Origin of the sequence: Rhizobium sp. BT-226 (assembly GCF_025847085.2) — a bacterium.
GTDB lineage: Bacteria > Pseudomonadota > Alphaproteobacteria > Rhizobiales > Rhizobiaceae > Rhizobium > Rhizobium sophorae.
Map to the genome: position 1 here is coordinate 69272 of NZ_JAOYTI010000008.1, position 13693 is coordinate 82964.

Sequence of the window (13693 nt, forward strand, 5' to 3'; positions counted from 1 at the left end):
CGCTCGGAATCTGCCCGCCAGGAGAGATCGACATGACGGCCATTTCGTTGAAGCAGCCGGTGACGGCACGCGACGACATCATCCGCTTTGAAGGGATCGTCAAACATTTTGGCGGCGCGCAGGCGCTTGCCGGTGCGTCGCTGATCGTCAGGCGCGGCACCATCCACGGTCTCGTCGGTCAGAACGGCGCCGGCAAGTCGACGCTGATCAAGCTGCTGGCCGGTCTTCACCAGCCTGATGGCGGACGGATCGAGATCGAAGGACGAACGTTCGACAGGCTGACGCCGCATCTTGCCGAAGAGCTCGGCATCCACTTCATTCACCAGGATCGACTGCTGGTGCCGACTTTCACTGTCGGCGAAGCCCTGTTCCTCGGCCGGGAACCACGCATCGCGGGCACGCCGTTCCTCGACCGGCGACTGATGCAGCGCCGCGCGTCTGACATTCTCAACGACTATTTCGGTATCCGGTTGCCGAACGCCGCCTTGATCAGCGAATTGTCGACTGCCGAAAAACAGATCGTGCAAATCACCCGCGCGCTCCTCAATCAGCCGAAGGTGCTGGTCTTCGACGAGCCGACGGCCGCATTGGTGCGCCGCGAGGCCGATATCCTCTTCCGGTTGATCCGCCGTCTGCGCGACGAAGGCGTCACGATCATCTATATCTCGCATTACCTGAACGAAATCGAAGAGCTCTGCGACCACGTCACCGTGCTGCGCAATGGGCTGGACGTCGCCTCCCTGCCGATCGGGGAGACTTCGGCCGGGGCGATTGCCCGGCTGATGGTCGAGCGCGACATCAAGGAGATGTTCCCGAAGCCGCAGGTGACGCCAGGCGAAGAAATCCTCAAAGTCGAGCAGTTGTCGGCGCCGGGGAAATATAGCGACATCAGCTTCACGCTTCGCCGCGGCGAGGTGCTCGGCCTCACCGGCCTGCTCGGTTCCGGTGCGAAGGAGGTGGTCCGCGCTCTCTTTGGTCTGGAGACTCCGGCTTCCGGCCATATCGAGATCAGCGGCAAGGCTGCCCGTTTCACGAATCCCGCCCAGGCAGCCGGCCGCGAGATCGCGCTGGTGCCGGAAGATCGGCGTCGCCACGGCGTCGCGCTCGACCTCAGCGTCGCGGAAAATATCAGCCTTTCGAGCCTTGGCCGCTTCACGCGTTTCGGCTTTCTCGATCGCAGACGCGAACAGAGAGAAGTGGACGCTCTGATAGCGCGGCTGCAGGTGAAGACCAATGGGCGCGACGCCCTGCTGCGCACGCTTTCGGGCGGCAACCAGCAGAAGATCGCCATCGCCAAGTGGCTGAGCCGCCGTTCCGAGGTCTATCTGCTCGACGAGCCGACTGTTGGCGTCGATATCGGCTCCAAGGTCGAGATCTATACGCTGATCGGCGAACTCGCGGCGCGCGGCGCCGGCGTCATCGTGCTGTCTTCGGATCTGCCCGAACTCGTCGGCATCACCGATCGCATCCTGGTGCTCTTCCGCGGCCGCGTGGTGCGGGAGTTCATATCGTCGGAGACCACGGCGGATGCGGTGCTCGCTCAATCGACCGGATCATCCGAAGGACAACGCCATGTCGGCTGAAGTGGAATTCGCGCCTTCCGGTTTTTCCGCTGCGGAACCGCCTCCCCGGCCGGCCGGCCATATTGCGGCTGCGGCATTGCGCTTCGGATCGCTGATCACTTTCGCCGCCATCCTGATCATCTTCTCGCTGACAGCACCCTATTTCCTCAGCATCGGCAATATCGGCAACGTGCTTGGCCAATCAACCATCTCCGGCGTGCTTGCCATCGGGTTGACGATCGTGCTGATCGCCGGCGGCTCCAATGTCGTCACCGGCGGCATCGACCTGTCGCTCGCTGCCAATATGGGTCTCAGCGCCGCCGTCTATGCGAGCCTGACGCAACTCGGCTACGGCGATGCGACGGCGATTGCCGCGACAATCTTGACCGGCGCCCTGATCGGCACGGTCAATGCCATTGCCGTCGTCTATGCCGGCATCGTGCCGCTGCTGGCCACGCTTGCCGTCATGAATGTCGTCGCCGGCCTGGAGTTGGTCCTGACCGGCAATACCGTCCTGCCGGCCTCGACGCCTTTCCTGTCGGCGCTTTCCGCCTCGGATCCTTTCGGCATTCCGGTTCTTGCCTATGTGCTCCTCGGCTTCACGGCGATCACCACGGCGATCGTGCAATATACCCCGCTCGGCCTGCGTCTCTACGCCGTCGGTGAGTTCCCGGATGCGGCGCGTGCCGCCGGTCTGCCGCTTCGTCGGCTGCTCGCCGGCGCCTTCGTCGCCAGCGGCGTCTCCGGCGGCATCGCCGGCATCCTGTCGGTTTCCTACCTGAGCGGCAGCACGACCGGCGCCGGCGAGATGCTGTTGCCCGTCGTCGTGACGGCCCTGCTCGGCTCGGTCTTTTCGCGCCGGCTGGTTCCGACGATCACCGGGACGCTGCTTTCGGCCCTTTTGGTCGGCTTCCTGGTCAATGGTTTCCAGCTGCTGAACATTTCGAGCACGCTGGTCAGCGGCGTCCAGGGTGTTCTCATTCTCATCGTCGTTTCCGCGACCACGCTGCTGCGCCGACAGGAGGCCTGACATGTCGCTCCAGACCCCTCCCCTCGCCACCATTGGCTTGCCGCGTCTTATCGCCGGCGGCATGGTGCGTTATGGCTTGATCCTCGCCCTGGTTGCGGTGTTTGCCGCCTTTTCCGTGGCAACGCCGACATTCCTGACGCCTGCGAACCTGCAGAGCATCCTGGTCAACAATTTCACGCTGCTTGCCATCGTCTCCGTCGCCATGACCTTCGCCGTCGCCTCGGGCGGCATCGATCTTTCGGTGGGAACGGCGATGGATTTCGCCAGTTTCGCCTTCGTTTCGCTCGTCCTCGCCGGGCAGCCGGTGGCAGTCGCGGCACTCGCGGGACTGGCCGCCGGAGCGTTCGTCGGTGCCTTCAACGCGCTGCTGATTTCAGGGATCGGCGTGTCGCCGTTCCTCGCCACGCTCGGCACGCTGTTTATCGGCCGCAGCGTTCAGCAGCTGCTGACCAATGGCGGCAATCCGGTCTATCTGCCGCCGAACGGCGTGCCGGAAGCCTTCCGTTTCCTCGGCCATGGCACGATCGCCGGCTTCCCGGTGCCGCTTGCCGCTGCCATTGTCGTCATCGCGGCTGCTGCCGTCGTTTTTGCCCGGACGCGTTTCGGCCGCGTCATCCTGTCGATCGGCATCCAGCCGGGCGTCGTGCGCTATTCCGGCATCGCCGCGCCAGCCCATATCGCGGTGACTTTCATCCTGGTCGGGTTGATCGCGGCAATCGCCGGCCTGATCTTGACCGCAACCGTCACCACCTACATCCCCTCCTCGGGCAATGCCTTCCTGCTGAATGCGATCGGCGCGACCTTCATCGGCACGACGCTCAGCCCACTCGGACGGCCGAATGTCGGCGGGACCGTTCTCGGCGCGCTGCTGCTCAGCATCGTCGCCAATGGGCTGCTGCTGACCGATCTGAACTTCTATTGGCAGCAGGTCGGTACGGGAACGCTGATCTTCGCCGTGCTCGCCCTGAGCTTCATAAACCGAAAGGCCGCCGGCGCCGCTTAAGAGAAGTTGCCACTGCGGTGGTATCCTCGGAAGCGGTTCTATCCCACCGAGGCGTCCGAGATCATCCTGGACACGGCATTCTTCCAGCCGATGATCTTGCCCTGCCGCTCGGTCTCATCCATCGAAGGGCTGAAGCGGCGGTCGCAGGCCCAGGCCTGCGCAAAATCCCGCTTGCCTGGCCAGATGCCGGCTTTCGAGCCGGCAAGCCAAGCTGCGCCCAGCGCCGTCGTCTCGCGGATCGCCGAGCGGTCGACAGGGTTTCCGGTCATGTCGGCCAGGCACTGCATCGTCCAATCCGATGCCGCCATGCCGCCATCGACGCGCAACACCGTTTCCAGCTGGTTGACGCCCCAGTCCTTCTTCATCGCCACCAGCAGGTCGAGCGTCTGGTAGGCCACGGATTCAAGCACGGCGCGGGCAAATTCCGCCGGGCCGCTGTTTCGCGTCAGACCGAAGATCGCTCCGCGCGCCGCCGGATCCCAGTAGGGCGCGCCGAGGCCGGTGAAGGCCGGAACGATATAGACCTGCTGTCCGGGATCGGCCTTGGCGGCAAGCACTCCTGCCTCGGATGCCTGGCCGATGATGCCGAGGCCGTCGCGCAGCCATTGCACGGCAGCACCGGCGATGAAGATCGAGCCCTCGAGCGCATAGGTCGTCTCGCCGTCGAGCCGGCAGGCGATCGTCGTCAGCATCCGATTGGAGGAGGAAACACGATCCCGGCCAGTGTTCAACAGGGCAAAGCAGCCGGTGCCATAAGTGGATTTCATCATGCCGGGCTCGAAGCAGGCATTGCCCACAGCCGCTGCCTGCTGGTCGCCGGCGACCCCGAGGATCGGAAGTTCCGCGCCGAACAGCGCCTTGTCGACGCGGCCGAAATCATCGGCGCATTCCCTGACGTCAGGAAGCATGGCGGCTGGAATGCGGAGAATGCCGAGAAGCTCCTCGTCCCAGGCACCGTTATCGATATTGTAGAGCAGAGTCCTCGATGCATTGGTCGCATCGGTGGCATGCACGCGCCCATCAGTCAGATTGTAGATCAGCCAGCTGTCGATCGTGCCGAAGCAGGCATCGCCCACTTCCGCCTTCTCACGCAGGCCATCGACGTTGTCGAGCAGCCAGCGCAGCTTCGTTCCGGAGAAATAGGGGTCGAGCAGCAGCCCGGTCTTGGCGCTGAACAGCTTCTCATAGCCATCAGCCTTCAGGCTCTCGCACATTTCTGCGGTGCGCCTGTCCTGCCAGACGATCGCGCGGTGAAGCGGTTTTCCCGACCTGCGGTCCCAGACGACCGCCGTCTCGCGCTGGTTGGTAATGCCGATCGCGGTAATGTCGACCGCATCAAGTCCAGCATCGACAATCGCCCCACGCACTGTGTCGACGACGGACTGCCAGATTTCGGCGGCGTCGTGCTCCACCCATCCAGGCTGCGGATAATATTGGGTGATCTCCGCCTGCGCCGAGCCGGCCATTTTCATGTCGCCATCGAAGATGATGGCGCGCGACGATGTCGTGCCCTGGTCGATTGAAAGAATATAGCCGCTCATATCCGTCTCCGGCTCGCACGAAACCGCTCCGCCTGCAGAGGACGGCAGGACGCGGACGTTTCATGAGAGAAAGATTGTGGGTGCCACCGGCTTGCTGCCGGTGGCAGGAAGTGATGGCCGGAAGCCTCGTCGCCTCCGGCCGGATCCGCCTTACTTCTTCTGCCAGCTCTTGACGAGTTCGTCGTAGTTGACAGTGACCGGCTTATCCTTTTCGTTCTCGATCTTCAGCTGCGGGGCAAGGTTGCCGTTCTTCACCGCATCCGCGTTCCAATAGGCGAGATCATGCTCCTCGGCGAGCTTGGGGCCGATGTCGCCCTGGACCTTGGCGCGTTCCAGACGCTGCAGCACCTTCTCCTGCTCGGAGCAAAGCGAGTCCATCGCTTCCTGCGCCGTCTTGGCGCCGGAAGAGGCATCACCAATCGCCTGCCACCAAAGCTGAGCGAGCTTCGGATAGTCAGGAACGTTCGTACCGGTCGGCGACCACTGCAGGCGGGCCGGCGAACGATAGAATTCGATCAGGCCGCCGAGCTTCGGCGCACGATCGGTGAAGGACTTATGATCTAGCGTCGACTGGCGAATGAAGGTCAGACCCATGTGGCTCTTCTTCACGTCGACAGTTTTAGAGGTGACGAACTGGGCATAGAGCCAGGCCGCCTTGGCGCGGTCGTCAGGCGTGGACTTCATCAGCGTCCACGAACCGGCGTCCTGATAGCCGAGCTTCATGCCGTCCTTCCAGTAGACGCCATGCGGGCTCGGTGCGAAACGCCATTTCGGCGTGCCGTCCGCATTGACGACCGGCAGGCCTTCCTTGACGAAGTCGGCGGTGAAGGCCGTGTAGGTGAACATCTGCTGGGCGACTTCGCCCTGCGACGGGACCGGGCCGGATTCGGAGAAGGTCATGCCTTGGGCGGCAGCCGGTGCATAGGCCTTCATCCAGTCCAGATATTTCTGGATGGAATAGACCGCAGCAGGGCCGTTGGTATCGCCGCCGCGTGCGACGCAGGAGCCGACCGGACGTGAGTTCTCGTCGACCTTGATGCCCCATTCATCGACGGGCTTGCCGTTCGGGATGCCCTTATCGCCGTTGCCGGCCATCGACAGCCAGGCATCGGTGAAGCGCCATCCGAGCGATGGGTCCTTCTTGCCGTAGTCCATATGGCCGAAGACCTTCTTGCCATCGATCTCGCGGCCGGTGAAGAACTCGGCAATATCCTCATAGGCCGACCAGTTGACCGGCACGCCGAGATCGTAGCCGTACTTCGCCTTGAAGTCCGCCTTGTTCTTCTCGTCGTTGAACCAGTCGTAGCGGAACCAGTAGAGGTTCGCGAACTGCTGGTCAGGCAGCTGGTAGAGTTTGCCGTCAGGCGCCGTGGTGAAGGACTTGCCGATGAAGTCGTCGATGTCGAGGCCGGGATTGGTGACATCCTTGCCTTCGTTGGCCATCCAGTCGGTCAGCGAGCGGGCCTGCTGATAGCGCCAATGGGTGCCGATCAGGTCGCTATCGTTGATATAGGCGTCATAGATGTTTTCGCCGGACTGCATCTGCGTCTGCAGCTTTTCGACCACGTCGCCTTCGCCGATGAGGTCGTGAGTGATTTTGATGCCGGTGATCGCCGTGAAGGCGGGCGCCAGCACCTTCGATTCGTATTCATGGGTCGTGATCGTTTCGGACACGACCTTGATGTCCATGCCGGCGAAAGGCTTCGCAGCGTCAACGAACCACTGCATTTCCTTTTCCTGGTCGGCGCGCGGAAGCGTCGAGAGGTCGCCGACTTCCTTGTCGAGGAACGTCTTGGCCTCGTCCATGCCGGCATAGGCCGATGCTGTCATTGCCAGCAGCAAGCCTGCTGTCGTCGTCAATAAGTGCCTTCGCATAATATCCTCCCAGGGTTTGCGATTGCAGTCACGTCTCAGGCGGCCAGTACCCCCGGCCATCTGTCTTCTCCTTGCCGTCACACGTAGCGGAAGACGCCGATGGCGTAGACCACGGAGATGGCAAGAGCCCACCACAGGTTGGGCCCACCGAGCCCAAGCCATGCAAGATGAATGAAAGCGCTGCCCAGCAGCGAAATGAAGAGCCGGTCGCCGCGCGTCGTCTCGAAACGCAGCACGCCCGTGCGCGGCGAGCCGCCCGGCGAAAAATATTCCCAGACACTCATGGCGATCAGAAGCGCCAGGATCGTCAGGAAGAACAGCGTCGTCGGCAGCGTCCAGGCCATCCAGGAAAAATTCATGACCGTCTCCTCCTCAAACGCGCCCGAGCGCGAAGCCCTTGGCGATGTAGTTGCGGACGAAATAGATGACGAGCGCGCCCGGAATGATGGTGAGCACGCCGGCAGCCGCCAGCACGCCCCAGTCCATGCCCGAAGCGGAGACCGTTCGCGTCATGATCGCCGAGATCGGCTTTGCCGCCGTCGTCGTCAGCGTGCGAGCCAGCAGCAGCTCGACCCACGAGAACATGAAGCAGAAGAAGCCCGCGACGCCGACGCCGCTGGCAATCAGCGGAATGAAGATCTTGATGAAGAAACGCGGGAAGGAATAACCGTCGATATAGGCGGTTTCGTCGATCTCCTTCGGCACACCGGACATGAAACCTTCGAGGATCCAGACGGCGAGCGGCACGTTGAACAGGCAGTGGGCAAGCGCCACGGCGATGTGCGTGTCGATCAGGCCGAAGGCCGAATAGAGCTGGAAGAACGGCAGCGCGAAGACCGCCGGCGGCGCCATGCGGTTGGTCAGCAGCCAGAAGAACAGGTGCTTGTCGCCGAGGAAACGGTAGCGCGAGAAGGCGTACGCCGCCGGCAGCGCCGCCGCGACAGAGATCACCGTGTTCATCACCACATAGATGATCGAGTTGATATAGCCGTTATACCAGGACGGATCGGTGAAGATGACTGTGTAGTTACGCAGCGTCGGGTTCGTCGGCCAGAGCGAGAAGGCGCCGGTGATCTCCGAATTCTCCTTGAAGCTCATATTGACGAGCCAGTAGATCGGCAGGATCAGGAAGATGATATAGATCGTCGGAACGAGCCAGGAGAGGCTGCCTGCAGGTTTGTATTTGTTGGTCATATCTCGCCCTCCCTTAGCTCGCGTCGCTGCTGGTCATCACGGTGTAGAACACCCATGAGAGCAGCAGGATGATGAGGAAGTAGATGATCGACATCGCCGCCGCCGGGCCAAGATCGAACTGGCCGACGGCCATCTTCACGAGGTCGATGGAGAGGAAGGTCGTCGAGTTGCCAGGTCCGCCCCCGGTGACCACGAAAGGCTCGGTATAGATCATGAAACTGTCCATGAAGCGTAGGAGCACGGCGATCAGCAGCACCCGCTTCATCTTCGGCAGCTGAATGTAGCGGAAGACGGACCAGCGCGAGGCGCCGTCGATTTTGGCGGCCTGATAATAGGCATCGGGGATCGAGACCAGGCCGGCATAGCAAAGCAGCACGACAAGGCTTGTCCAGTGCCAGACGTCCATGACGATAACGGTCACCCATGCATCGATCGGATCGCGGACATAATTATAGTCGAGGCCGATCGCTTCGAGCGTGTGGCCGAGCAGGCCGATATCGACGCGTCCGAAAACCTGCCAGATGGTGCCGACGACGTTCCACGGAATGAGCAGCGGCAACGCCATCAACACCAGGCAGACGGGAACGCCCGGTCCTGATTTCGGCATGTTGAGCGCGATGAAGATGCCGAGCGGTATCTCCAGTGCCAGGATGATGAAGGAGAAGAGCAGATTGCGCTCGAGCGATTCCCAGAAGCGGTCGGAATGCAGGGTCTGGACGAACCAGTCGGTACCGGCCCAGAAGAATTCGTTGTTGCCGAACGTATCCTGCACTGAATAGTTGACGACGGTCATCAGCGGGATGACGGCCGAAAACGCCACGAGCAGCAGCACCGGCAGGACCAGAAACCAGGCTTTGTTATTCCACGTCTTCTGCATGGCTCAGGCCTCCCTGCCGACACGCCAACTGTCGGCGTAGATGCTGATGGCGGACGGATCGAAGGTGACGCGGGCATCCGCGGGAATGTCGGCGTCTTCAGGCACGACGATGGCGATCGGCTGGCCGGCAAAGCGGGCGCGCACGATCTTTTGCCGACCGATATCCTCGACCTTGCTGACGGTGACCGGCATGCCCTCCCGTCCGAGGCGAATGAATTCGGGACGGATTCCGAGTTCGGTTTTGGCCGTGCCTGCCGTCTTCGGCGCGTAATCGAGCGTCAGCGTCTCGTCTCCGACCGCCACAGTGCTGCCCTCGATCCTGGCTGGCATGAAATTCATGCCCGGCGAACCGATGAAATAACCGACGAAGGTATGGCTCGGCCGTTCGAAGAGCTCGGCCGGCGTGCCGATCTGGACGATCTGGCCGTCATACATGACGACGACCTTCTCGGCGAAGGTCAGCGCTTCCGTCTGGTCGTGGGTAACATAGACCATGGTGAAGCCGAACTGCTTGTGCAGCCGCTTCAGCTGCGAGCGCAGCACCCATTTCATATGCGGGTCGATGACGGTCAGCGGCTCGTCGAACAGGATGGCATTGACGTCGTTGCGCACCAGTCCGCGGCCGAGCGAGATCTTCTGCTTCTGGTCGGCGGTCAGCCCCTGCGCCTTGCGCCTGGCCCAGCCGGCAAGATCGATCATTTCGAGGATATCGCGGACACGCCGGTCGACATCAGCCTCGGCCACGCCGCGGTTGCGCAGGGGAAAGGCGAGATTGTCGTAGACGGTCATCGTGTCGTAGATGACGGGAAACTGGAAGACCTGGGCGATGTTGCGGCTCTGCGTCGAAAGGTTCGTGACATCATTGCCGTCGAACAGGATGCGGCCGTGCGAGGGCTGCAACAGGCCGGAGATGATGTTGAGCAGCGTGGTCTTGCCGCAGCCGGAGGGGCCAAGCAGCGCATAGGCGCCGCCATCGTTCCATTCGTGGTCGACTTCCTTCAGCGAATAATCCTTGTCGGACTTCGGATTGGCGCCGTAGGCGTGGCGAATATGGTCGAGCGTGATGCGTGCCATTGTGCTCTCCTATACCTTTCCGGCCGCAGCGATGGCGCGGCCGTCGCTGCCGAAGGCCATCAGGTGGCGGGTGTCGAGAAAAGCTTCGACTTCCATGTCGGGATCGATGTCGTGAATGCCATGCGCCAGCATCACCCAGCGCACACCGTCATATTCCAGGTGAACGAAGCTCTCCGAGCCGGTGATCTCGGAAACCAGCGTGCGCGCCTGCAGGCGGGCCGCGTCGCCGGTCTGCGACGCAAGGCCGAGATGGTGCGGGTGAAAGGCGATAGTGACGGGACCATCCGGCACGACGGCCAGATGCGAGGGAACAGGAATCGTGACCCCGCTCGGACGCGTGAAGACATTGCCTGATTTCGTGACGTCGAGGGTGTTCAGCGGCGGATCGGCGAAAATGCCGGCGGTGGCGAGATTGACGGGTCGGCGATAGACCTCGATCGTCGGCCCGAACTGGGTCACCCGGCCCTGGTTCAGCGTTGCCGTGTTGCCGCCAAGCAGCAGCGCCTCGGAAGGCTCGGTCGTCGCATAGACGAAGATCGCGCCGGATTGGGCAAAGATCTTCGGCAGTTCCTCGCGCAGTTCCTCGCGCAGCTTGTAATCGAGATTGGCGAGCGGCTCGTCCATCAGCACGAGGCTGGCATTCTTGACGAGTGCGCGCGCAAGCGCGGTGCGCTGCTGCTGGCCGCCGGACAGATTGAGCGGGGTGCGGTCGAGATAGGGCGTGAGCTTCAGCAGCTCGGCCGCCTTGCGCACCTCACTGTCGATCGTGGCACCATCCTTGCCCGATATGCGCATCGGCGAGGCGATGTTGTCGTAGACGGTCAGCGCCGGATAGTTGATGAACTGCTGGTAGACCATGGCGACGTTGCGCTTCTGCACCGGCATGCCGGTGACGTCGGCGCCGTCGAAATGGATGGAGCCGCCGGTCGGCCGGTCAAGCCCCGCCATCAGCCGCATCAGGGACGTTTTACCCGCGAGCGTCGGCCCGAGCAGGACGTTCAGCGTGCCCCGCTCGAGAACCAGATCGGTCGGATAGATATGATAGTCCGCGCCCACCATCTTGGCGGCGTTTCGCAGTTCCAGCATTCCGATTCCCGTGCCTCCACGCATCGGGGACCACATGACTCCTATCCGGCCATCGCCGGCATGGCAGCCATGTACTCCTCCAGTGACTGGGCCTGCTCCTTCGAAAGGCGCAGACCATCCTTTGTTCTCCTCCACAGCACGTCTTCGGCGTGCCGGGCCCATTCATGTTCGACGAGATAGGTGACCTCCGCCTCGTAGAGATCGCCGCCGAAAAGCCGTCCGAGATCGTCGATGTCGCTGGCATTGCCAAGCAACAGCTCCGCCTTGGTGCCGTAGCGGCGCACCAGGCGGCGGGCAAGCGGATCGGCGAGGAACGAATAACGCCGCCTCAGCTTGTCAACCTGTGCCTCGTAACCGCGGACCGGGAAGTCGCCGCCCGGCAGATGGCTTTTGGCCGTCCACGGGGCTCCTTTGGCGCCGATCGCAGCACCGATCTTGTCCAGCGCATGTTCGGAAAGCCGACGATAGGTGGTGAGCTTGCCGCCGAAGATGTTGAGCAGCGGCGCAGCATTGCCTTCGCCTTCCAGCTTCAGCACATAGTCGCGCGTCGCCTCCTGCGCCTTGGAGGCGCCGTCGTCATAAAGCGGCCTGACCGCAGAATAGGTCCAGACGATATCCTCCGGCCTGACCGGCTCCTTGAAATACTCCGACGCCGCATTGCAGAGGTAGACCGTCTCCTCCTCCGAAATCCTGACGTCCCTGGGATCGGCGGTGTAGTCGCGATCCGTGGTGCCGATCAGGGTAAAGTCGCCCTCGTAGGGGATGGCGAAGATGATGCGGTTGTCGGGGTTCTGAAAGAAATAGGCTCTCACATCGTCGAACTTCTTCTTCACGACGATATGGCTGCCCTGGACGAGGCGGACATGGTGGGCTTCGTTCTGGCCGAAGGCGGAACGAATGACATGGTCGACCCAGGGACCGGCGGCATTGACCAGCATGCGGGCCTGATGGCTGTCATTGCGACCGGTGACGGTATCGGTGGTCTCGATATGCCACAGGCCATTCTCGCGCCTTGCCGACACCACCTTGGTGCGCGGCATGATCAGCGCACCCTTGTCGGCGGCATCGCGGGCGTTCAGCACCACCATGCGGGCATCGTCGACCCAGCCGTCGGAATATTCGAAGGCCTTGGAAAACAGCGCCTTCAGCGGCTTGCCGGCCGGATCGCGGCGCATGTCGAGCACCGATGTCGGCGGTAGCAGCTTGCGGCCGCCGAGATGGTCGTAGAGGAAGAGGCCGAGCCGGATCAGCCAGGCCGGGCGGATGCCGCCCTTGTGGTAGGGCAATACGAAACGCAGCGGCCAGATGATGTGCGGCGCCATCGCCCAGAGGATCTCGCGCTCCATCAGCGATTCCCGCACTAGGCGGAATTCATAATGCTCGAGGTAACGCAGGCCGCCATGGATCAGCTTGGTGGCGCCCGACGAGGTACCCGAGGCGAAATCGTTCATCTCCGCCAGCGCCACCGAATAGCCACGCCCGACGGCATCGCGCGCAATGCCGCAGCCGTTGATGCCGCCACCGATGACGAATATGTCGTGAATATTTCGGCCCAATTCCCCCTCCGAGCCCGCCGCCGATTTCGCATCGCACAAAACTTGCGCAATTGCGAAAGCAACATCAGTTAAAACGAAAGGAATACGAATGTCAAACGAATGTTTGTGAGGGTCTGTTGCCTAGCGAAATCTGCCGTTCGTTTCGATCAGTTTCACATTGTTTTCGAGGCAGAGATTGCGGATCGAAGGCACCGGACAGCGATCGGTGATGAAGGTATGAACCTGGGAAAGCTGGCCGATCCTGACCGGTGCGGTGCGTTCGAACTTCGTCGAATCGGCAACGAGAATGACATGCCGGGCGTTAGCGATGATCGCCTGGGCGACCTTCACTTCGCGAAAATCATAGTCGAGAAGCGCGCCGTCGATATCGATCGCCGAAGCACCGATCACGGCGTAGTCGACCTTGAACTGGCGGATGAAATCGACGGCCGCCTCGCCGACGATCCCGCCGTCCGAACCGCGCACGACCCCGCCTGCGATCACCACCTCGATTGCTGGCAGCAGCCGTAACCTGTTGGCAACGTTGATATTATTGGTGATAACCATCAGCTCGTGATGGTTGGCGAGCGCCTCGCCCACCGCCTCGGTAGTCGTTCCGATATTGATGAAGAGCGAGGCCCCGCTCGGAATCAGCTCGACCGCGGCAATGCCGATCGCCTGCTTCTCGGAAGCGGCGATCTGACGGCGCGCTTCGTATTTGACGTTCTCGGTCCCGCTCGGGAATGTGGCGCCGCCATGGATGCGTGTCAGCACCTGCGCATCGCAGAGATCGTTGAGGTCCTTGCGGATCGTCTGCGGCGTCACCGAAAAGCGGGAGGCGAGCTCCTCGACCAGCACCCTGCCGCTCGATTTCGCAATCGCCACGATTTCAATTTGCCGGTCGGTCAAGAACATG

Annotated in this window: 12 protein-coding genes; 3 read left to right on the forward strand and 9 right to left on the reverse strand. The window is 62.1% G+C overall.

Annotated elements, in window-relative coordinates; all coding sequences use genetic code 11:
• Window positions 1–32: 32 nt before the first annotated feature.
• The 3 genes from OIU37_RS32575 to OIU37_RS32585 are packed head-to-tail and all read left to right on the forward strand — an operon-like array spanning window position 33 to window position 3595.
• Window positions 33–1583, forward strand: coding sequence for a sugar ABC transporter ATP-binding protein (locus OIU37_RS32575; protein WP_240604855.1), 1551 nt, complete (start codon window positions 33–35; stop codon window positions 1581–1583).
• Window positions 1573–2592: an ABC transporter permease gene (locus tag OIU37_RS32580; protein WP_264259882.1), complete on the forward strand. Its 1020-nt coding sequence runs from the start codon at window positions 1573–1575 to the stop codon at window positions 2590–2592. The genes OIU37_RS32575 and OIU37_RS32580 overlap by 11 nt, the downstream gene beginning before the upstream one ends.
• A 1-nt stretch (window position 2593) precedes the next feature.
• On the forward strand, window positions 2594–3595 hold the full coding sequence (locus OIU37_RS32585; protein ID WP_264259883.1) for an ABC transporter permease: 1002 nt from the start codon (window positions 2594–2596) through the stop codon (window positions 3593–3595).
• A gap of 38 nt (window positions 3596–3633) precedes the next feature.
• Here the strand turns inward: OIU37_RS32585 and glpK are convergent, their stop codons facing one another.
• The 9 genes from glpK to OIU37_RS32630 form a co-directional block, all read right to left on the reverse strand.
• Window positions 3634–5136: a glycerol kinase GlpK gene (gene glpK / locus OIU37_RS32590; RefSeq protein WP_264259884.1), complete on the reverse strand. Its 1503-nt coding sequence runs from the start codon at window positions 5134–5136 to the stop codon at window positions 3634–3636.
• A 150-nt stretch (window positions 5137–5286) separates the two neighbouring features.
• Window positions 5287–7011: an ABC transporter substrate-binding protein gene (locus tag OIU37_RS32595; RefSeq protein ID WP_011649612.1), complete on the reverse strand. Its 1725-nt coding sequence runs from the start codon at window positions 7009–7011 to the stop codon at window positions 5287–5289.
• A gap of 77 nt (window positions 7012–7088) precedes the next feature.
• Complete coding sequence (locus OIU37_RS32600) at window positions 7089–7370, reverse strand: DUF2160 domain-containing protein (protein WP_003549529.1); 282 nt, start codon at window positions 7368–7370, stop codon at window positions 7089–7091.
• A 13-nt stretch (window positions 7371–7383) separates the two neighbouring features.
• Window positions 7384–8205: a carbohydrate ABC transporter permease gene (locus OIU37_RS32605; protein ID WP_131629873.1), complete on the reverse strand. Its 822-nt coding sequence runs from the start codon at window positions 8203–8205 to the stop codon at window positions 7384–7386.
• A 13-nt stretch (window positions 8206–8218) separates the two neighbouring features.
• Window positions 8219–9082: a carbohydrate ABC transporter permease gene (locus tag OIU37_RS32610; protein ID WP_168307653.1), complete on the reverse strand. Its 864-nt coding sequence runs from the start codon at window positions 9080–9082 to the stop codon at window positions 8219–8221.
• Between the two features lie 3 nt (window positions 9083–9085).
• Window positions 9086–10156, reverse strand: a complete 1071-nt coding sequence (locus tag OIU37_RS32615) for an ABC transporter ATP-binding protein (RefSeq protein ID WP_240604852.1) — start codon at window positions 10154–10156, stop codon at window positions 9086–9088.
• A 9-nt stretch (window positions 10157–10165) separates the two neighbouring features.
• Window positions 10166–11242, reverse strand: a complete 1077-nt coding sequence (locus OIU37_RS32620) for an ABC transporter ATP-binding protein (protein WP_264259885.1) — start codon at window positions 11240–11242, stop codon at window positions 10166–10168.
• Window positions 11243–11283: 41 nt separating this feature from the next.
• On the reverse strand, window positions 11284–12798 hold the full coding sequence (gene glpD / locus OIU37_RS32625; RefSeq protein WP_264259886.1) for a glycerol-3-phosphate dehydrogenase: 1515 nt from the start codon (window positions 12796–12798) through the stop codon (window positions 11284–11286).
• A 120-nt stretch (window positions 12799–12918) separates the two neighbouring features.
• Window positions 12919–13692, reverse strand: coding sequence for a DeoR/GlpR family DNA-binding transcription regulator (locus OIU37_RS32630; protein ID WP_020047586.1), 774 nt, complete (start codon window positions 13690–13692; stop codon window positions 12919–12921).
• Between the last annotated feature and the right edge of the window lies 1 nt (window position 13693).